The following is a 20,927-nucleotide window of genomic DNA, read 5'->3' on the forward strand; positions in this document are numbered from 1 at the left end:
CCTGGTCAGTGGCTCATCAGCTTCTCGATGGCTTCGGGCTTATCGTGAACTCCAAAACGGTCGACGATGGTCGCGCTGGCTTCGTTCAAGCCCAGCACCTCAACCTCGGTGCCTTCGCGGCGCAGTTTGACGACAACCTTGTCCAGCGCCGCCACAGCGGTGATATCCCAGAAATGCGCGTGAGTGAGATCGATTGTGATCCTGGCAAGGGCTTCCTTGAAGTCGAATGATGCAGTGAATTTGTCGGAAGAACTGAAGAACACCTGCCCCACCACGCGGTAGGTGCGGTGATTGCCTTCGGCGTCCAGCTCCGAGCCGATATGCAGGTAGTGCCCGACCTTGTTGGCAAAGAATATTGCCGCCAGCAGCACGCCCGCGAGCACACCGAAGGCGAGGTTATGGGTGAAGACTACGACCACGACGGTAACCACCATGACAATGTTGGTGGAGAGAGGGTACCGCTTAAGGTTGCGCAGCGAGTCCCAGCTGAAGGTGCCGATGGACACCATGATCATCACGGCCACCAGTGCTGCCATGGGGATCTGGCCAACCCAGTCGCTGAGGAAGACCACCATCAGCAGCAGCACGACACCGGCGATCAGAGTCGACAGCCGGGTGCGGCCGCCGGATTTCACGTTGATCACCGACTGGCCGATCATCGCGCAGCCGGCCATGCCGCCGAACAGCCCGGAGACGATGTTGGCGACGCCCTGCCCTTTGCACTCGCGGTTCTTGTCGCTGCCGGTGTCGGTCAGGTCATCGACGATGGTTGCGGTCATCAGCGATTCCAGCAGGCCGACCACAGCCAGCGCGGCCGAGTACGGGAAGATGATCGCCAGGGTTTCAAGGTTCAGCGGCACTTCCGGCCAGAGGAAGATCGGCAGGGTGTCCGGCAGATCGCCCATGTCAGCCACGGTGCGGATGTCCAGGCCGAGGTAGATGGCCACGGCGGTGAGCGTCAGGATGCATACCAGCGGTGATGGAATGATCCGGCCGATCTTCGGTACGTAGGGGAACAGGTAAATGATGCCCAGCCCCGCGGCGGTCATGGCATAGACGTGCCAGGTGACGTTAGTCAGCTCTGGCAGCTGCGCCATGAAGATGAGAATCGCCAGTGCGTTGACGAAACCTGTGACCACCGAACGCGAGACGAAGCGCATGAGCGAGCCGAGGCGCAGGTAGCCGGCGCCGATCTGCAACACGCCGCACAGCAATGTGGCCGCAAGCAGGTACTGCAAACCGTGTTCGCGCACCAGCGTCACCATCAGCAGCGCCATGGCGCCGGTGGCTGCGGAGATCATGCCCGGACGGCCGCCTACGAAGGCGATCACCACTGCGATACAAAAGGAGGCATACAGGCCCACGCGCGGATCGACGCCGGCAATGATCGAGAAGGCGATCGCTTCCGGAATCAGTGCCAGGGCCACGACTAGACCGGCGAGCACGTCGCCCCGGATGTTGCAGAACCAGTTTTGTTTGATCGAGTGAAGCATTGTGGTTTCCAAAGCAAAGGCATCGCCGGCCCACCAGAAAACGGCGGCAGGTGAATGCAAGGCTAGTGTGTTTCAGATGAATCCGTACCACTCAGGCAGACGGAGCGCAGCCAGGCCCGACCTCGGCCATCACAGGCGGTCGTGGATCAAAGCGGGGGGCGTTGCGCTACGGCGGAGTGGGCAGCCAGGACATGGTCAGCTCATAGGGATTCGAAGGGGTGAGGCGATCACCGAGGCCGCGGAGGATAGCGCACCAGCCGGTCAGTCCGCGACTGATGGCGCTCTGGACAGCAGCCAGGGCGTGAACCCTGTCAGATGTTCGGGCCACTGATCAGGCCGAGCTCAAGCGTCATCGACACGCCAATTGTTACTACGACTATTGCCAAAACTCGTCGAGATTGGTGAAGCCCCACTGGGACGGGTCTTCACGACCTGATATGCGGTCAGTTACGCCCCGCTGTGAAAGATCCAGATCGGTCTGCTGTAGCGGTGTCCTGGTTTTCGTAGAAAAGAACACGCGTACCAAAGGCTCGGTGAGTTTTTCCGGGTGCTGATCAATCACTACGGCTAGTCGCCCCGATTCCAGGCGCACCAGCGAACCAAGCGGATAGATGCCAACCGAGCGAACGAATGCGTGAAACACTCGTGTGTCGAAATGCCCGTTCCACTGGGCCATGCGAGCAATCGATTCAGCCGGGTTCCAGGCCTTCTTGTAAGGGCGGTTGGAGGTGATGGCGTCATAGACGTCACAGACTGCCCCCATCCGGGCGAACAGGCTGATCTCTTCACCTTTCAGCCGATGGGGGTAACCCGTGCCGTCGAACTTCTCGTGGTGATGAAGGCAGACGTCCAGAACAGAGTCTGGAATAGACCCAGCCGCAACTAGCAGCCCATGCCCGCGCTCGGGATGGCTACGCATCACTGCGAACTCTTCATCTGTCAGGCTTCCAGCCTTGTTCAGCACGCTCGCGGGCATCGACATTTTGCCAATATCGTGCAACAGCCCGGACAACCCAGCGTCAAGCACGGTGGACTCATCGAGTTCGAGCTGTCGTGCGAGCGAAACCATCAGCGCGCACACTGCTACCGAATGCATGTAGGTGTACTCATCCTTGTGCTTCAAGCGAGCCAGCCCGACCAGAGCCGAACCATTACGGGCCAGTGAGTCACTGATGTCAGAGACCAGGGGCATGCATCCTTCTACCTCGATAGCCTTGCCGAGGCGTGCTTCGTTGAACAACGCGTTGATTGCCTTTTTGGAGCGGCTGAGCAAACGGGCTGCTCGTTGCATCTCGTCACGCGCACTGCAGCGAATGACGCTTGCATCACACGCTGCTCGCGGCCCATCTGATGGCAGAGCAGGAGGTGCATTGGCGATCAAGGATTCTGGAACGTCGAGTCCCTTGCTGACATCGATCCATACGGCGCTCAGGCCGCTGCGGTGCAGCCTCGCCAGATCGTCTGCTTCTTCGATGATGAATTTGCTTTTCCAGAATGGGTGCGACAGCCAACTGCCTTCAAAAGAGTGGATATACATACCAGCACAGACGGCATCGACTGAAATCTTCTTCAGCATGGCTGACCTCGCAACGGAAGTGCAGAAAGCGATCAAGATGCAGTCCGTGCATAGAGGCGAAGTAGTCCAAAAAACTCGTGGCTCCGCCAGGGATGACCATGCAGTCATAATGCCACCAACTCTTCAGCCTCTACATCCTACGTTAGATGTATAGCTTTCCAAGGCCGGTTCAACCTGGCTTACCATGCGAGCTCATCGCCCGAGCCGACCATGTCATCACTGCACAGTCGTTACCGCGTCACCCTTGTCGTTGCCCTGATCCTGCTTGGGCTTTTGCTGAGCATGTACTGGGCCGGCCGCATTGCCGAACAGCGCGCCTGGGACGAACGTAGCCAGGAAGCTCGAGGGCAATTGCAGCTCTATGCCCAGGCCATTCATACCCAGGTGCAGCGGTTCCGCTCGGTGCCTGCGCTACTGGCATTGGATAGCGATATCCAGAACCTGCTCGGCAACCCGGACGACAAGGCGCTCCGCGATCGTCTCAACCTGCGCCTGGAGGAACAGAATCAGGCGGCAGGCTCGTCGGTGCTGTACCTGCTCGACCGCCACGGCGAGACCCTGGCCGCCAGCAACTGGCGCGACTGGAGCAGCTTTGTCGGCAACAACTACGCCTTCCGCCCCTACTTTCTGGACGCCGTAGCAAACGACACGGGGCGCTATTTCGCCGTGGGCGTGACCACCGGCATTCCCGGCTACTTCCTCTCTAGCTCGGTCAAGAACAACGCTGGCGAGGTGATCGGCGTGTTGGTGGTCAAGCTGGAACTGGAAGACATGCAGCGCGAGTGGGTCGGGCAGTCCGGCATTCTGCTGATCTCCGACTCGCTGGATATCGTCATCCTGACCAACCGGCCAGCGTGGCGCTTCCGCTACCTGCGCCCTCTGAGCGATCAGGTGCGCGAGCGGTTGGTGGCGGCGCGCCGGTACGCCGAACAGAACCTGCAGCCGTTGCCGAGCGATAGCCTGCAGCGGCTCGCGGCCGATAGCGAGCGACGCCAGGTCGAGGGCCCTGATGGGCGTCGCGTCTATTTATGGCAGCAGCTGCAGATGCCCGAAGAGGACTGGACGCTGCACCTGTTGCAGGAGCCCCAGCAGATCGCCGAGAGCGTGCGCAGCTATCGTCTGGCGGCGGCCGGTGTGTGGATGACGCTGGCTTTTCTGCTGCTGTTTCTGGCCCAGCGGCGCAAGACCCGACGGATCGAACAACGCAACCGCAGTGAGCTGGAGCGGCTGGTCGAAGAGCGCACCCGCGAGCTGCACACCGCTCAGGACGAATTGGTACACGCGGCCCGCATGGCCGCGCTGGGGCAGATGTCCGCGGCGCTCGCCCACGAGATCAACCAGCCTTTGACGGCCTTGCGCATGCAGCTGGCCAGCCAGCGCTTGCTGCTCGACAGCGGCCGCACCGAGGCCGTGAAGGAGGGCATCGGCCAGGTCGAAGGGCTGGTCGAACGCATGGCCGCCCTGACCAGCCACTTGAAGACCTTCGCACGCAAGAGCCCCGCCGGGCTGCGCCAGCGCCTGAGTTTGGCGGAGGTGTTGGAGCAGGCCCTTCAGCTGCTGGCACCGCGGATTCGCAGCGAAGCGGTCGAGGTGATCTGCGAGGTCCAACCGCAGGCATGGGTCAGCGGTGACGCCATTCGCCTGGAGCAGGTGCTGATCAACCTGCTGACCAATGCACTCGACGCCATGCAGGGCACTCCGGTGCGCCAACTGCGCATCAGCTGCGAGCAATCGCACAACGGCTGGAGGCTGCGAGTCGCCGATAGCGGCGGTGGCATCGCGACAGAACATCTGGAGCAGGTATTCGAGCCGTTCTTCACCACCAAGCCGGTAGGTCAAGGATTGGGCCTCGGGCTTGCGGTTTCCTACGGCATCGTTCGCGATCTCGGCGGTACGCTGGAGGCACATAATGACGACCATGGCGCCGTGTTCGAGCTGCATTTGCCAGCGGCCGAATCGATTGCCGACGCGTAGACTGGCGACTCGCAACGGGGAGTGAGACATGAGCGGTCAGGTGATCTTCATCGATGACGAGGCGGCGATCCGCCAGGCTGTGCAACAGTGGCTGGAGCTGTCCGGCTACAGCGTGCGCACCTGTGCCAGCGCCAACGAGGCGCTGGGGATCATCGACCGGGACTTCTCCGGCGTGCTGATCAGCGATGTGCGCATGCCCGACCTGGACGGCCTCGGCCTGCTGGAGCGGCTGGTGGCGCTGGACCCGGAGCTGCCGGTCATCATGGTCACCGGCCACGGCGACGTACCCATGGCAGTGCAGGCGCTGCGCCAGGGCGCCTATGACTTCATCGAAAAGCCCTTCACCCCCGAACGCTTGCTCGACAGCGTGCGCCGCGCTCAGGACAAGCGCCGGCTGGTCTGCGAAAACCGTCAGCTGCGCGAACAGTTCACCCGCAAGGGGCGCATCGAATCGATGCTGCTGGGTGTTTCGCGCGGCATGGAAACCCTCCGCCGCCAGGTGCTGGAGCTGGCCGGCACCAACGTCAACGTGCTGATCCGCGGCGACACCGGCAGCGGCAAGGAACAGGTCGCCCGCTGCCTGCACGACTTCAGCCCGCGCGCGCGCAACCCCTTCGTCGCGCTGAATTGCGCGGCCATTCCGGAGACCATCTTCGAAAGCGAACTCTTCGGCCATGAAAGCGGTGCCTTCACAGGCGCCCAGGGCAAGCGCATCGGCCGTATCGAGCACGCACACGGTGGCACTCTGTTTCTCGACGAAATCGAAAGCATGCCGCTGGCACAGCAGGTCAAGTTGCTACGCGTGCTGCAGGAAAAGACTCTGGAGCGACTGGGCTCGAACCGCAGCATCGAGGTCGATCTGCGAGTAATCAGCGCAGCCAAGCCGGACTTGCTCGAAGAGGTCCGCGGCGGACGCTTTCGCGAGGATCTGCTGTACCGGCTGAACGTCGCCGAACTGCACATCCCGCCGCTGCGCTCGCGCCGTGAAGATATCCCGCTGCTGTTCGATCATTTCGCCACGCAAGCCGCGCAGCGCCATGGTCGCGACCCGGTTCCCGCCAGCCCGACTGAACTGGCCCAGCTGCTCAGTCACGACTGGCCGGGCAACGTGCGCGAGCTGATCAACGCCGCAGAGCGTCATGCCCTGGGTCTTACGCCGCCAACCGCCAGTACCCCAGCCGCCACCGCGGGCGCCTCCCTGGCCGAGCAGATGGAGGCCTTCGAAGCGCAATGCCTGCACAGTGCCCTGCAGCAGCACAAAGGCAACATCAGCGAAGTCATGGCACAGCTGCAGCTGCCCCGCCGCACCCTCAACGAAAAGATGCAACGCCACGGCCTCAGCCGCAGCGACTACCTGCCGGCCGGTGCGACTGATAGTTGATATCCGCTCGCAGACCGGGCGAGAGCAGAACGTGGCGGGGCGGGCCTAGCCCGATCAAGAAGCGCTAACTCCGGCATCCAACCCCCATCCGGTAGGAGCCAGCTTGCTGGCGATCTGTTCGGTACACCGCGGAGGCCTGGATCGCCAGCAAGCTGGCTCCTACCAAGCGTGGTGCGCGGCTCGACACTGAGCTGGGGCGCAAGCATATTGCGTCCGCTAGAGCGGTGGTCGTAGACAGCCGCCGATATGCATCAGACGGCGCCGGCACCGCTTCCCCTGTAGGAGCCAGCTTGCTGGCGATCGCTTCGGCACCGCGGAGGCCTGCATCGCCAGCAAGCTGGCTCCTACCAAGCGTGGTGCGCGGCTCGCCACTGAGCTGGGGCGCAAGCATATTGCGTCCGCTAGCGCGGTGGTCGTAGACAGCCGCCGATATGCATGAGACGGCGCAGCACCGCTTCCTCTGTAGGAGCCAGCTTGCTGGCGATCGCTTCGGCACCGCGGAGGCCTGAATCGCCAGCAAGCTGGGTCCTACAGAATAATTTCTCAACGATGCTTCAATCGGCACCGTTCAGCTCGTCCAGCCGCTGCTGCAAGAAGCGTTTTTCAGGCTCCAGCTGCGCCAGTGCCAAGGCGGCTCGGTAGGCGTCGCGTGCTTCGGGCAGGCGACCAAGGCGTCGGCAGAAATCTGCGCGGGCGGAGTGCAGCAGGTGATAGTTGCGCAGCTCGCCGCGATCCAGCAGTTCGTCGATCAACTCCAGCCCTGCCTCTGCACCGTCGCGCATGGCCAGCGCCACGGCACGGTTCAGCTCGATTACCGGAGATGGATTGATGCGCAGCAGCAGCTCGTAAAGCCCGACGATCTGGGACCAGTCCGTCTGCGCGGCGCTCGGCGCCTCGGCATGCACGGCGACGATGGCAGCCTGCAGTGTATATGGACCGATGCGCCGCGAAGCCAGCGCCCGTTGCACCAGGGCAGCGCCTTCGGCGATCTGCTCCGGGTTCCAGCGACTGCGGTCCTGTTCATCGAGCCGCACGAGGTCGCCGGCATCATCGGTCCGCGCGGCACGGCGGGAATCGTGGAGCAGCATCAGGGCCAACAGCCCCATCAACTCGGGATCCGGCAACAAGCCGAGCAGCAGCCGGGCCAGGCGGATGGCCTCGCCACTCAGATCGGCACGGATCAGTTCACTGCCGCAAGAAGCGGAGTAGCCTTCGTTGAACACCAGGTAGATGACTCGCAGCACGCTATCGAGCCGGGCCGGAAGTTCATCGCGCGTCGGTACACGATAGGGGATCGCCGCGTCGCGAATTTTCTGTTTGGCGCGCACGATGCGCTGCGCGACGGTGCTTGGGGATGCCAGAAAGGCGCGAGCGATTTCTTCGGTCTTGAGGTCGCAGACCTCGCGTAGTGTCAGCGCTACCTGCGCATCGGCAGGCAGTGCCGGGTGACAGCAGGTGAAGATAAGCCGCAAGCGGTCGTCTTCCAGATCGTCGCGTTCCCATTCGGGTTCAGCCTGATTGTCGAGCTCATCAGCCAGCAGACTCAGCGAGGCATCGAAGCGCGCCCGCCGGCGCAGACCATCGATGGCCTTGAAGCGTCCGGCAGAAACCAGCCAAGCGCGGGGGTTGGCCGGTAAACCATCGCGCGGCCACTGCTGCACGGCCGCCATGAAGGCGTCGTGCAAAGCCTCCTCGGCCAGGTCGAAGTCGCCCAGCAAGCGGATCAGGGTCGCGAGCACGCGTCTGGACTGGGTGCGGTAGATCCGCTCGATCTCGGCTCTCGTCGGCGCCCCCGAGCTTGGGTCGCCGGGTGGCGAGCCGTCCCGTTCTTGCATCGCTTAGCGATCAGGCAGTTGGCGCAACGGGCGCACCTCGATGCTACCCAGCTGTGCCGGTGGAATCTTCGCAGCCAGGCGCACGGCCTCGTCCAGATCCTGCGCTTCGAGCATGTAAAAGCCGGCCAGCTGCTCGCGGGTTTCGGCGAACGGGCCATCGACCACCGATACCGAGCCCTCGCGGACGCGCACCGTTTTGGCCGTACGCACCGACTGCAGCGGCTCGCCAGCCAGGAAGTGTCCGCTTTCGCGCAGGCGCTCGCCGTTGGCAATGCACTGCTCGACCAGCGCAGCCCATTGTTCGTCAGTCATGTCATCCACGCGTCGTTCGTCGTAGTAGATGAGGCAGAGGTATTTCATTTCAGTCTCCGTTGAGCTCGTCGGCTGCCGTCCAGGCAGCCGCGAGAAGGACAACCCGGCGCTAGCCCGTGGCGCCGGCCTGGGTATCGGGCTCAAGGTCGAAGCCGACCTGCCCGCTGGCCATGTCGAAGGGCATCGAGAAATGCTCGTGCACGACCTTCCAGTCGCCACTGCGACGACTCCAGCAACGGCTGCCACGCATCCAGCCGGACTGCAGCTCGCCCTTCTCGTTGGTCCCACCGCAATGGCTCAGAAAATGACTATAGGCCAGGTCTCCGCTGACGTGGACCTGCAGGTCGCTGATCTCGAAATAGCCCTCGCCTTCGCAGAATTCGAAGCAACTCTGCCAATGTCGACGATAGACCTCGGCGCCTTTGAATTGCAGTGCGCCGACCGCATCGAAAGCAACCACGTCTTCGGCGTACTGGCTCATGATCCGGTCGAGTTGCTTGGCTACGGTTGCTTTCTCGAACTCGGCGGTCAGCTCGCGGATACGGGCTTCGCCTTGCTGGTTTTCGCTTGCAGAACTCATGTTTCACCTCTTGCTTGGTAAGCAGCTGAGCCGGAGCGAGCACCTCTTGCCGCTCCGATGGTTGGCTCGCATGGCGGTCTTCAGGGCGGGTCCCGCGAACGCAACGGCCACACCTCCGCGCAGCCCAGCCGGACAGGCGGAATCCGTGACGCCAGCTGGATGGCATCGTTGAGATCGATGGCCTCGAACAGGTAGATGGCGGCAGGCTGCTCGCGCCCTGCGGCGACCGGGCCGTCGCGCAGCAGGACTGCGTCGTCTTGCACCCGCAGGGTGGAAGTGCTGAGCGCCGGCTGCAATGACTCGCCGACAATCAGTCGACCGCTGCGCTCGAGCTGGTCGCGGTACTGACCGCACTCGGCATCCAGAGCGAGTTGCGCGCCACGCGGCAGGCACGCCAGGGCGTACTCGTCCACATAGACCAGACACAGATAACGCATCGCTGCATTCCTCGACGGAGCGGGCTGTTACCTGCTAGTCGAGCGAGCAAGGGTGCAATCGACAGGATGCGAAATTTATTGTGCGACAGCAGCCAGGCGCACCACGGCGCCCTGCTTCTCATCAGGGCAGAACCGGCAGACTTTACGGCTCGGCATGCAATATGGAATCCCCGGCCAGTGAGTGCTAACTGCGCATGGGATGCGCTAGGCAACAGCGCCCGGCGTACCTGCGATAAGCCGATATTTCGGAATTCGTAATCCAAGAACAGTCACAACCACTCGGCGAATGATAGTGCAACTTAGGTTGCGAATTATTCGCATTGAAATATCATACCGGCCCTCAGATGGCATGCCGTTTCGTCGGCCTCTGCTCCTTGTCCCACATACTGCTCATGCCGGCCAGGTCTCCCATGCCTACTCTTCGCTCCGCTCGCAAAGCCGCACTGCTGCCCGTTTGCCTTGCCGCCAGTTTCGCTGGCTCGCCCCTTATGGCTCAGGAACAAACCGATGCGCAGCCGCAAGGTGCTGCAGCCGAGCCGGTTGAGCTGCAATCGGTGGAGATCACCGCCAGCGCCGACGCCTCGGCCGACGGCCTGACCCAACCCTATGCCGGTGAGCAGGTAGCGCGCGGCGGGCGAGTCGGCATCCTCGGCAACCGTGATTACATGGAGACCCCGTTCACCTCGACTTCCTACACCTCGCAGCTGATCCAGGATCAGCAAGCGCGGAGCGTTTCCGACGTGCTGCAAAACGACCCATCGGTGCGGGTAGCGCGCGGCTTCGGTAACTTCCAAGAGGTGTACGTAGTTCGCGGCTTCCCAGTGTATTCCGACGACATTTCCTATAACGGCCTTTACGGCCTGCTGCCGCGCCAGTACGTGGCCGCCGAGTTCATCGAGCGCGTGGAAGTTTTTCGCGGAGCGAACACCTTTCTAAACGGCGCAGCGCCAGGAGGCAGTGGCATCGGCGGGGCGATCAATATTCTGCCCAAGCGCGCACCTAACGAGCCGCTAACGCGCCTTACTGTCGGCGCCGAGAATGGTGGCCAAGCGATGACTCACGCCGACATTGCCCGCCGCTTCGGCGAAGAGGAGCGCTTCGGCGTTCGCTTGAACGCTGCCAAGCGCGCGGGCGAGACCACGGTCGAGGACGAAGATCGCACCCTTGATATGTTTGCGCTCGGTCTTGACTACCAGGGCGATAATTTCCGTCTCTCCGGCGACATCGGTCACCAGTATCACTTCATTGACCAGCCGCGGCCGAACGTTACACCCAGCGGCGGCGTACCCAGCGCGCCGGATGCCGATGACAATTTCGCTCAACCTTGGACCTATTCGAAGGAGAAGCAGACCTTCGGCACCTTCCGCGCCGAATACGATTTTTCCGAGGCCGTGACCGGCTGGCTGGCAGCGGGCATACGTGAAGGCGAAGAGCAGAACCGGCTGGCCAATCCGACCGCTACTGCTTCGGGCGCCACCTCCGCCTACCGCTTCGACAACATCCGCGAGGAAGAGGTGTTCACGAGCGAGGTAGGGGTTCGGGCGCGCACCTCTACGGGCCCTGTATCCCACGAACTGGTGATGTCGGCGGCGATGTTCGATATCGAGGCTCGCAATGCTTATGCATTCTCGAGCTTCGCCGGTTTCGCAGGTGACCTGAACAATCCCTACGATGCAGCCATGCCCGCGGCCGATGCCCTTATAGGCGGCTCGATGTCCGATCCCCATGTGACCGAGCGTACCCATACGCAAAGCCTGGCGATTGCCGACACGCTCGGTTTCATGGACGACCGCCTGTTGGTCACCCTCGGCGCTCGCCGCCAGGGCATCGAAGCCAAGACCTATGATTACAACAGTGGCAACCGCCTGTCCTCTTACAACCGCTACAAGACCAGCCCGGTTGCCGGCGTGGTGTATCAGCTGTCCGATGAGCTGTCGGTCTACGCCAACTACATTGAAGGCTTGGTTAAAGGCGACATCGCGCCGGCCAATAGCGGCGGCGCAGCAATCAGCAATCCCGGCGCCGCTCTGCAGCCCTACGTCTCTGAGCAGACCGAAGTAGGCATCAAGTACGACGGTGGCAACCTGGGCGGAAGCCTGGCGCTGTTCACCACTGACCGGCCATTCAGCACTACGGAAAACGCTGTGTTCACAGACGGTGGCGAACAGCGCAATCGCGGCATCGAGCTGTCTGTATTCGGCGAGCCGACCTACGGCGTGCGACTGCTCGGCGGTCTGACCCTACTCGATGCCGAGCTGACTAGCACCCAGGATGGCACCAATGAAGGCAACCGCGCGATCGGTGTGCCACGCACCCAAGCCAATGTAGGCGGCGAATGGGATGTGCCTGGACTCGAAGGACTGACACTGACCAGCCGGGTGATCTATACCGGCCGGCAGTACGCCGATGATGCTAATGATCTGGAAGTGCCCGCCTGGACCCGCTTCGACCTAGGCGCCCGCTACCGCATGGTCGTCGAGGACCGTGACGTGACGCTTCGCGCCCGTTTGGATAACGTCACCGGCCGCGACTACTGGGCTTCTGCCGGTGGTTACGCCGATCGGGGTTACCTCGTCCTCGGCGCTCCACGCACGCTCTCGGTCAGCGCCACGGTCGACTTCTGATGCAGGCAATCACCCTGCGGCGGTGGGGCTGGGTCCACAAGTGGTCCAGCCTCATCTCTACGCTGTTCATTCTGATGCTGTGCTTGACCGGCCTACCGCTGGTGTTTTCGCATGAGATCGAGCACTTGGCTGGCGACGAGATCGAGGCGCCGGCGATGCCCGAAGGCACGCCGCGCGCTCCGGCGGATCAGGTCGCCGCCAAGGCGGTCGAGGCCTATCCGGGGCTGGTGCCGCTGTATTTCTTCGCTGAAGAGGACGATCCGGACGTCTGGTACGTCAAGCTCGATACCCGGGTCGATACTGACGAAAGTGAATCGACGCTGATCCTGTCCGATGCCCGTACGGCCGAGGTGCTCGGCGCGCCGAACTTCGACGAAGGTTTCATGAGCGTGATGTACCGCTTGCATGTCGACCTCTATGCGGGGCTCGCGGGCAAGCTGTTTCTAGGCTTCATGGGCCTGTTGCTGATGGTGGCGATCGTCTCAGGCGTGGTGCTCTACGCGCCCTTCATGCGCAAGCTGCGTTTCGGCGAAGTGCGCCAGGAACGCACCACCCGCACGCGCTGGCTGGACCTGCACAACCTGCTCGGCATCGTCACCCTGGTATGGGCGCTGGCGGTTGGCTTCACCGGGGTGATCAATACCTGGGCTGACCTGATCTTCCAGGCGTGGCAAGCTGAGCAGGTCGCGGCGCTTCAGGCCGGCAAAACGCGGGTGCTTCTGTCTGCCGATGCCAGCGATGCACCGGCCGCTGACGGCTCGCTGCAGACCGCGGTCGACCGCGTGCTGACCGCTGCGCCGGGCATGGCGGTAGCGATGATCGCCTACCCCGGCACCCTGCGCGCCACGCCTGAGCATGTTGCGGTAATCCTGCGCGGCGACACTCCGCTGACCTCACGCCTGACTCAAGCACTGCTGGTAGATCCCGCCAATGGCGAAGTGCTCGAAGCTGGCGCCCGTCCCTGGTACGTCACGGCTCTGCAGCTGTCCGAACCGTTGCACTTCGGTGATTACGGCGGTCTTCCGCTGAAGATCCTCTGGGGGCTGCTGGATATTCTCACCATCATCGTGCTCGGCAGCGGCCTGTACCTGTGGCTCAAGCGCGGCGCGTCCGAGGTGCGCTCATGATGCGCATCTGGTTATGGCCGGTGCTGATTGGCGTGGTGTCCACGTTCGGGCTGGTCGCCGGGCTGGTGTCCGAAGGCGCGGGCGATTGGCTGAGCTGGCTGGCCCTGGCGGCGCCCATCGCTATAGGCCTGCATGGGTTGTCACGTAGCGGCGCACGCCGACCGCAGCGCAACGGCGTTGTTACAGCTGCAGGATCTCGGCGAGCTGATCGAAGCTGAACGGCTTGGGCAAGGAGCGCGCGGTCAGTTCGGTCTCGATCACGCCATCACCCGAGACAAACACCACGCGCAGCCGGGGCTGTGCCTGTAGCGCCAGCGCGGCGAACTCACGACCGGACATGCCCGGCAGGTTGGCGTCGACCAGCAGATAGTCGAAGTGCGCATGCTCCAGGGCGCCGACGGCCTCTTCGGCAGTGGGGAAGCCAACCGCGACGATGCCCAGCTCTTCGAGCATTTCACAGGTCAGCGAGAGCAGTTGCAGCTGGTCCTCGACCACCAGCGCGGTGCGTCGGGACAGCTCTTCGCCCTCCCCTTTAGCACCAGGCAGCATGAGCTGCTCACGCTGACCCAGCAGCTGGCGGATCTTGCGCGCCAGGTCTTCCTGACGATAAGGCTTGCTCAGCAACTCGACCCCGGCATCCAGCTTGCCACCGTGAACGATGGCGTTGCGGGTGTAGCCGGAGGTGAACAGCACGGCAATGTCGGGCAACAGCAGCTTGGCCTGGCGCACCAGCTCGGTGCTGCTGAGCTTGCCGGGCATTACCACGTCCGTGAACAGCAGGTCGATCGCCATGCCGCTTTGCAGGATGCTCAATGCGCTCTGGGCATCGTTGGCTCTCAGCACGCGATAGCCGAGGCCGGACAAGAGTTCGATGACGGTCGCCTGCACCGCCAGATCGTCCTCGACCACCAGAATCGTTTCGCTGCCGCCCACCGCCGGCCCCACTGGCAGGGATACGGCGACCACCTCAGGCTGGTCGGTACGCGGCAGGTAGAGCTTGACCGTGGTACCGCTGCCCAGCTCGCTGTAGAGCCGGATATGGCCGCCGCTCTGTTTGGCGAAACCATAGGCCATGCTCAGGCCCAGGCCGGTGCCCTCGCCTTCGGGCTTGGTGGTGTAGAAGGGCTCGAATGCACGCTCGGCCGTCTGCTCGGTCATTCCGGTGCCGGTGTCCGATACTGCCAGCATCACGTACTGTCCGGGTTCGACGTCGACCTGGGTGCGCGCGTAGAACTCGTCGAGCATGGCATTGCTCAGTTCAAGGGTCAGCTTGCCGCCATCGACCATGGCATCGCGGGCGTTGATTGCCAGGTTCAGCAGCACGTTTTCCAACTGGTTGGGATCGACCATGGTGGTCCAGAGCCCGCCGGCCACCACGGTTTCTATTTCCACCATCTCGCCGAGCGCCTGGCGCAGCAACTCGTCCATGTTGCGCAGCAAGCGGCCCAGATTCGTGGGCATTGGCCGCAGTGGTTGCCGGCGCGCGAAGGCGAGCAGCTCGGCCGCAAGCTTGGCCCCACGATCAACGGCCTGTGCCGCGGCATCCAGGCGGTTCGCGGGGACCTGCGCCTGAGTCAGCATCGGGCGTAATAGCTGAAGGTTGCCGGCAATCACCTGCAGCACGTTGTTGAAGTCATGGGCCACGCCACCGGTAAGCTTGCCGATGGCTTCGAGCTTCTGCGACTGATACAGCGCGTGGCGGCTCTGCTCGAGTTCGCGGGTTCGTTCGCTGACCAGTTGCAGCAGATTGTCCTGCGACTGCTGCAGCGCCTGCTGGGCATGGATCTGCTGCGTGACGTCATGCCCCTGGCAGAAGATGCCGGTGAGCTGCCCATGCTCGGCCAGCACAGGCTGGAAGATGAAATCGACGAAGCGCCGCTCGGTCTGTTCATCCTTGCGACGACTGACAAGCACCGGCGTGCTGCGACCGACATAGGGCCGCCGGGTGACATAGACCTGCTGCAGCAGCAGCTCCAGATCCTGACCTTCGATCTGTGGGAAGGTCTGGATCGCCGGCCTGCCGACTACGTCTCGCTGCCCGACGAGCTGATGAAATGCCCGGTTGGCGATCTCCACGATGTGCTCGGCGCCGTGAGTGACGACGATGAAGCCCGGCGCCTGGTCGAACAGCCGATGCAGGTGCTGGCGCTCCTCGGTCAGCGCCCGGCCCCGTTCGGCGGCGGCACGACGCTCCACGGCCAGCGCGGTGATGTCACGGATGTTCAGCGACACCCCGATGATCTGCTGTTCGCCATCGCGCACCGCCGACGCCATCAGCTCAAGCGTCAGCTCGGTCCCATCGACCGTACAGCAGTGTTCGAGCGAGAGCGGGCCGGCGCCTTGAAGCACGCGCTCCATCTCGGCGTGCAAGGATTGCGACCAGAACGGAAGCTGCCGCGCACTGAGCCTGACCGCATCGCGTATGGGCAACTGAAACAGCTCCTTGGCTCCGGCGCTCCAGTAAAGCACCGCCAGGCTTGCGTCGAGCCCCACGATGGCATCCGGCGCAGCATCGATGAAATGGTGGAGGTAATAGTCGGCATCCAGCCGGCGGCGCGCACGGCCTGTTTGCAAACCGTGCGGTGCGCTGATGGTGGCGTTGGCCTGATCCAGAGTGGTGCGCAGCCGCAGGCGCCGCCGGGTCGCTGCGAGTGCTTGAAGGATGTCTCGCTCGAGCAGCGAGGGCTCCACCTCGACGATCGACCAGTGCGACCCAATGAGCAGCGCAATACCCAGATCGCGACGCAATCGCTCCAGCTCTCCGATCCGGCAGAGAAACATCAGCTCACAGTGCCGCCAATGCGCACGTATGGCCCTGGCGACTGCCAGCGGTCGAACGACATCCGGCGCCAGCAGCAATAGCGCGGGTTCGACCAAAGCGTTCAGCGCCGCAGCCGAACCGGGAAGTACGGGATCGCGCACAACCTGTAGCTCAAGTCCGCGATCCGCAGCGATGCGCTGCAGCAGCGTTAAGGGCTCACCGCCTTCGATGCCGGGCGCATCCTCGGTAGTGATCAGAACAATCGAATCGACATTCACGGGCAGGATCAAAGGAGCGGCAGGCCGAGCAGACTGCGCCCGGTCCACTGTTTCAGCAAATCGGTGGTCGGGCTCATGACATGGGCCGCGCGCGCATCACGCAGTATTTGCGCGATACGGCTGTTGTCTCGGTAAGCGGCGCCGCCACAGATGGTCATCGCCTCGTTGGCCAGCCACACCGCCGTTTCACCAGCATCCGCCTTGCAGGAGAGAATCCACGGAAGCGCGTCCGGATGTCCTGTGTCGCCGCGACGTCCGGCCTCGCGGATCAGGGCACGGGTCTTCTGGACCGCCGTCCACATTTCGGCATAGCGCACCTGCAGGCTCTCCACATCCCGTAACGATTCGCCGGAATGGCTGTAGCGGCGGGCGCGAAGATGTTCGCCGGCAGCGTCCAGCGCAGCCTGAGCGAGGCCGAGGTAGGTGCCGGCCATAGCCATCAGAAAGAACGGCGCGACCACTTCGAAGACGTACCAGACCTGATCGCCCTTCTCGCCCAGCAGGTTCTCCTGGGGAACACGGGTCTGGTCCAGGCGCATCGGGCGCGAAGAGTTGCCGCGCATGCCGAAGCCCTTCCAGTGGTCGAGCCAGGTCACGCCCTCAGCATCCCGATCGACGATGACGCAGCTGAAATCACCCGAATCACCCTCGCTGCGAGCAACAGTCGAGACAACGTAGGAATCGGCCTGCCCACCATTGGTCACGAACTGCTTGGTGCCGCTGATGACAAAACCGTCGCTCTCGACGTCGAGCGTCGTTTCGGGCAGGTAGAAATGCGCCCCCGAGCCATGCTCGGAAAGTGCCAACGTGGTGATGTGTCGCCCTTCAGCGATCTCCCGCAGATACCGCTCCTGCTGGAAGCCGGTAGCCTTAGCCGCGATCACCGCGGTACCGACGCAATGCATGCCGAAGCACAGCGCCGATGAGGGACAAGCCCCGGCAATGGTTTCGGTAATCACGCTCAAACCGAGCAGGCCCTGGCCGTGTCCGCCAAAGGCTTCCGGCACCGTCAATCCCAACAGACCGGCTTCTCCCAACGCTTTCATGGAATGCGCAGGCCATTGGCTGGTCTCATCGACAAGCGAGGCCTGGGGCGCTATCCGAGTTTCGACCAGCGCAGCGGTAATTTCCTGCAGCGATCTGAGCCGAGCGGGTAAGAGGTGTTCCATGTCGAGCTGCCACGCTAATGAACGGTGAGAAAAATGACGCTGACGCGGTGCATCCGTCTTGATGGTAGACAGACAGATGACGGGATGCGGCAGTTCGACGCAGTGTAAGCCCTATTTACCCGGGCATGGGGACTCTGCGTTCGAACCGGCTCAAGACCCAGCGGCAAAACAAGACACCAGTCCACGGAGCAACCAGGCCATGCGCCATCTATTGCGATTTCGCCACGGCATCGCCGCGGCCCTTTTGACACTCAGCACCTCGGGAGCAGCAGCACCCATGTATCAAGTACTGATCGGCAGCTACACCAGCGAAGGCGACAGCGAAGGCATCTACCGGATGCAGTTCGATGCCGAGCGTGGCTACCTCGAACCCCAGCCACTTCAGGTGATGCGAACCCACAACCCGTCCTGGCTGACGCTGGACCTCACCCGTAACCGGCTCTATGCGGCCAACGAGAACGGTCCCGGCCATCCTGACCCTGTGGGGCGCGTCAGTGCCTTCATGATCGCCGCGGCCAGCGGCAAGCTTTCAGCGCTGGCCCAGCAGATCACCCTCGGCGATGAGCCCACGCATCTGACCATGAGCCGCGATGGCCGCTACCTGTTCGTTTCCAACTACGGCTCCAGATCCAACCCTGGCGGCAGCCTGGCCGTCGTTCCGCTGGCCAAGGACGGCACGCTGTCAGCGGTGACCCAGATCGCCACGCACAAGGCCAGCGAGAAACACCCCGAGCGCCAGCAGTCGGCCCATGTGCATTCGGCGGTGATGTCGCCTGATGGCAAGACGCTGTTCGTCAGCGATCTGGGTGCGGACAAGATTTTCGTTTACCGCTACGACCCGGCCAATGCCGAGCGCCCTTTGTCACCCGCGGAGCCTGCGGCCATCAGCCTGCCGGACGGCAGCGGCCCACGCCATCTGGCCTTCAGCCCGGACGGGCGCCAGGCCTACGCAACGCTGGAGCTGAGTGCTCAGGTAGCCCGTTTCGATCATGTCGATGGCACCCTGGTCCAGCGCCAGCTGGTGGATCTGGCCGCCGCCGGCGACACCAGCCAGCATTCGCCGGGCGCGATACATCCCTCAGCGGACGGTCGCTTTCTCTATGTCAGCGATCGCGCTGAAAAGAACCGCATCCTGGTTTACGCCATCGAGGAAAACGACAACCTGCGCGAGATCCAGGATCGCGCCAGCGAAGGTCGCGAGCCTCGTGAGTTCGCCATCGACCCGAGCGGGCGCTTCATGCTGATCGCCAACCAGAAGAGTGACGCGCTGGTGGTGCTGGAGCGCGACCCGGAGAGCGGTCTGCTGGGTGAAACCCTGCAAAGCCTGCCCATGGGGCAGCCGTCGGATGTGAAATTCATTGACCGCACCGGGCCGTAGATCTGACCCGGCACGCAAATGATCAGGAGAGCAGGCTGACCACTGCGAAACGGCTGATGGTCGCCTGAGCCACCACGGTCTGGGTGACCGCGGCGTAGCTGGAGGGGCTGCGCTGCATCAGGGTGAATACCGAGTGCGAAAAATCCATGGCCCACTGTTTCTCGTCGGCGTGGGCCTGACGCGCCAGGAATTCGCGAATTTCCTTCTGCCGATTGCTCAGCTGCTCGCGCAGTGAGGTGACCTTGTCGAGCCCGGCCACCACCGAATCGAGCAAGCGACGCAGCTCGCGGAAGGAGTCCAGCTGCAGCTCTTCAGGGAAGCTCAGCAGTTGATCTTCGTGGCTCTGCACGCGCACGTACTTGCCCTTGTCGAACAGCTTGCCCTCACCCTGTACCGCCAACTGATCCTTGAGTTTCTGCCAGTCGGCCTCGCGTGCCGAGAATTTCAACTCGCCGTTCTGATCCAGCTCTGCGCGAATCCCGGCCTGGCCGAGGCTGCCGTTGAAGCGACGCAGGATCTGTTCGTCGCTCATCTCGTCGTCGAGCACCACAGCGACCGGCTCGGCCAGTTGTCGGCCACCGCTGAACAGCAGGGTTTCACGCCCCGACTGGCGAATATTCTCCAGCGACTCCAGCCCCTGCAGACTGAAGCGGCTGCGTACCGGCTCGGTGAGGCGCAGCTTGAGAGTGGCGTCCAGTGAATTGCCAGAGCGCTGGCTGCGTTCCTTGAGCAGCTCACCCACCTGCTGCACCGACTGGCGAATGCTGTCCTCGCCATCAGGCTGCGGCGTGCTGATCTGCCGGCTGAGGCTGAGCTTGAGTTGCGACAGGCGGGTCTGCAGATCGCCAAGGTAGCTGTCGGCGGACTGCATGGACGAAAGCTGCTGATTGAGCTGCAGACTGAAGCTGGTGCTCTTGCTGGTGGTCGTCTCGGTATGCGTTGTCTCAGCCGGCGCACCTGCACGCAGCGACGCAGGCGCCTCCCGCAACAGGGCCTCGCGGCGCTCTTGCGGGTTGATTGCGGAAACAGCGGGGAGCTGCTTGCCAATCTTCATTCACGCTACCTCGGTCAGAGCATGCCGAACAGCGACAGCCCGTTGATCTTCAAATAGGTTTTCTGCGTTGCCTGCAGCGACAGCTGATAATTGTTCAGGTCGATGCTGGCCGTCGCGTAATCGAGTTGCGACAGCTGGCCCTCGATCTTCTTGTTCACCAGCGAAACGTCCTCGTTGCTGTTCGAAAGCAACGTCAGGGTGTTCTGCCGCCCGCCCAGCTCCGAGACCGCACCCAGCAGGTCGCCGTGGGTCTTGTCGAGGCTGTTCAGGGTCTCGGTGATGCTGGCCTGCACCGCCGGATCGTTCGCATCGAGTGCCGGGTCGGCGAGCAGTTTCACCAGTGCGTTGAGCTCGTTGAGCATGCCGACGCCAGCGCCAAAGACCTGCGCGGCGGTGACATTCTCCTCGACGAGCACGCCATTGGCGACTGCCGCCTGGCGGTATTGGTCGTTGCCGGTCAGCTGGTAGCTCTGGGTCGCGGCGTCGAAGGTAATTGCGGGCCGGTCACTGAGCGTACCGGAGAACAGGTAACGGCCTTCTTCGTCGCGCACGTTGGCAAAGCTGAGGATGGTTCGCTCCAGATTGCCCATTTCATTGGCGATGGCCGCCAGGTCTGCGCTGGTGTTGCTGCCATTGGCCGCCCACAACAGCAGATCGCGCACGTTGAGCATGGTGTCCGAGGCGGCCTTGAGGTTGGCCTCCTGCTTGGACAGGTTGCCGGACACGTTGGCGATGTTGGTGCGGTACTGAGTCAGTGTGGCTTCTTCGCGCTGGATGCGCAGCACGCGAACCGCAGAAATCGGGTCGTCGGAGGGCAACAGCATGCGTTCGCCAGTGGCCATCTGCTGCATCAGCTTGCCGAGCTTTTCGGAGCTGGTATTCATCGAGCCGTGCATCATTGCAGTGATCTGGGCGTTGGAGATGCGCATGGTGTGTTTTCTCGTCAGT

At 62.9% G+C, this 20,927-nt stretch carries 16 protein-coding genes; 6 read left to right on the forward strand and 10 right to left on the reverse strand.

Annotated elements, in window-relative coordinates:
- Positions 1-5: 5 nt before the first annotated feature.
- Together EA797_RS20305 and EA797_RS20310 are read right to left on the reverse strand one after the other, a co-directional pair.
- Positions 6-1,493, reverse strand: a complete 1,488-nt coding sequence (locus EA797_RS20305; RefSeq protein WP_122168584.1) for a SulP family inorganic anion transporter — start codon at positions 1,491-1,493, stop codon at positions 6-8.
- A gap of 376 nt (positions 1,494-1,869) precedes the next feature.
- Positions 1,870-3,069 (reverse strand): HD-GYP domain-containing protein, encoded by a 1,200-nt coding sequence (locus EA797_RS20310; RefSeq protein ID WP_122168586.1) that lies wholly within the window; start codon positions 3,067-3,069, stop codon positions 1,870-1,872.
- Positions 3,070-3,279: 210 nt separating this feature from the next.
- Between EA797_RS20310 and EA797_RS20315 the strand changes: the two genes are divergently transcribed.
- Both EA797_RS20315 and EA797_RS20320 read left to right on the forward strand, forming a co-directional pair.
- Positions 3,280-5,043 (forward strand): sensor histidine kinase, encoded by a 1,764-nt coding sequence (locus tag EA797_RS20315; RefSeq protein ID WP_122168588.1) that lies wholly within the window; start codon positions 3,280-3,282, stop codon positions 5,041-5,043.
- Positions 5,044-5,071: 28 nt separating this feature from the next.
- On the forward strand, positions 5,072-6,424 hold the full coding sequence (locus EA797_RS20320; RefSeq protein ID WP_122168590.1) for a sigma-54-dependent transcriptional regulator: 1,353 nt from the start codon (positions 5,072-5,074) through the stop codon (positions 6,422-6,424).
- A gap of 554 nt (positions 6,425-6,978) precedes the next feature.
- On the opposite strand, the gene EA797_RS20325 is transcribed toward EA797_RS20320, so the two are convergent.
- The 4 genes from EA797_RS20325 to EA797_RS20340 form a co-directional block, all read right to left on the reverse strand.
- Positions 6,979-8,259 carry an RNA polymerase sigma factor gene (locus EA797_RS20325; protein WP_122168591.1) on the reverse strand — a complete coding sequence of 427 codons (1,281 nt, stop codon included), beginning with the start codon at positions 8,257-8,259 and terminating at the stop codon, positions 6,979-6,981.
- 3 nt (positions 8,260-8,262) lie between these two features.
- The gene (locus EA797_RS20330; RefSeq protein ID WP_122168593.1) at positions 8,263-8,619 is read right to left on the reverse strand and encodes a YciI family protein; all 357 of its coding nucleotides are present in this window, start codon (positions 8,617-8,619) and stop codon (positions 8,263-8,265) included.
- A gap of 61 nt (positions 8,620-8,680) precedes the next feature.
- A complete protein-coding gene (locus EA797_RS20335) occupies positions 8,681-9,151 on the reverse strand; it encodes a YybH family protein (RefSeq protein WP_122168595.1) in 471 nt (156 codons plus the stop codon).
- An 80-nt stretch (positions 9,152-9,231) separates the two neighbouring features.
- The gene (locus EA797_RS20340; protein ID WP_122168597.1) at positions 9,232-9,588 is read right to left on the reverse strand and encodes a YciI family protein; all 357 of its coding nucleotides are present in this window, start codon (positions 9,586-9,588) and stop codon (positions 9,232-9,234) included.
- Positions 9,589-9,998: 410 nt separating this feature from the next.
- Here EA797_RS20340 and EA797_RS20345 point away from each other — a divergent pair, with 410 nt between their 5' ends.
- The 3 genes from EA797_RS20345 to EA797_RS20355 are packed head-to-tail and all read left to right on the forward strand — an operon-like array spanning position 9,999 to position 13,557.
- Positions 9,999-12,212, forward strand: coding sequence for a TonB-dependent receptor (locus EA797_RS20345; RefSeq protein WP_122168599.1), 2,214 nt, complete (start codon positions 9,999-10,001; stop codon positions 12,210-12,212).
- Positions 12,212-13,339, forward strand: a complete 1,128-nt coding sequence (locus EA797_RS20350) for a PepSY-associated TM helix domain-containing protein (protein ID WP_122168601.1) — start codon at positions 12,212-12,214, stop codon at positions 13,337-13,339. Before EA797_RS20345 ends, EA797_RS20350 begins: the two co-directional genes overlap by 1 nt.
- Positions 13,336-13,557: a hypothetical protein gene (locus tag EA797_RS20355; RefSeq protein ID WP_122168603.1), complete on the forward strand. Its 222-nt coding sequence runs from the start codon at positions 13,336-13,338 to the stop codon at positions 13,555-13,557. Before EA797_RS20350 ends, EA797_RS20355 begins: the two co-directional genes overlap by 4 nt.
- Here the strand turns inward: EA797_RS20355 and EA797_RS20360 are convergent.
- The gene (locus EA797_RS20360; RefSeq protein WP_425275595.1) at positions 13,520-16,330 is read right to left on the reverse strand and encodes a response regulator; all 2,811 of its coding nucleotides are present in this window, start codon (positions 16,328-16,330) and stop codon (positions 13,520-13,522) included. The two genes, EA797_RS20355 and EA797_RS20360, sit on opposite strands and share 38 nt — an antisense overlap.
- A 56-nt stretch (positions 16,331-16,386) precedes the next feature.
- On the reverse strand, positions 16,387-17,547 hold the full coding sequence (locus tag EA797_RS20365) for an acyl-CoA dehydrogenase family protein (protein ID WP_122168605.1): 1,161 nt from the start codon (positions 17,545-17,547) through the stop codon (positions 16,387-16,389).
- A 199-nt stretch (positions 17,548-17,746) separates the two neighbouring features.
- Between EA797_RS20365 and EA797_RS20370 the strand changes: the two genes are divergently transcribed.
- A complete protein-coding gene (locus EA797_RS20370; RefSeq protein ID WP_122168607.1) occupies positions 17,747-18,925 on the forward strand; it encodes a lactonase family protein in 1,179 nt (392 codons plus the stop codon).
- A gap of 22 nt (positions 18,926-18,947) precedes the next feature.
- Here EA797_RS20370 and EA797_RS20375 read toward each other — a convergent pair whose 3' ends face one another.
- Complete coding sequence (locus tag EA797_RS20375) at positions 18,948-19,979, reverse strand: hypothetical protein (RefSeq protein WP_122168609.1); 1,032 nt, start codon at positions 19,977-19,979, stop codon at positions 18,948-18,950.
- Positions 19,980-19,993: 14 nt separating this feature from the next.
- Complete coding sequence (gene flgL, locus EA797_RS20380; protein WP_122168611.1) at positions 19,994-20,908, reverse strand: flagellar hook-associated protein FlgL; 915 nt, start codon at positions 20,906-20,908, stop codon at positions 19,994-19,996.
- Between the last annotated feature and the right edge of the window lie 19 nt (positions 20,909-20,927).

The organism is Stutzerimonas zhaodongensis, assembly GCF_003696365.1.
GTDB lineage: Bacteria > Pseudomonadota > Gammaproteobacteria > Pseudomonadales > Pseudomonadaceae > Stutzerimonas > Stutzerimonas zhaodongensis.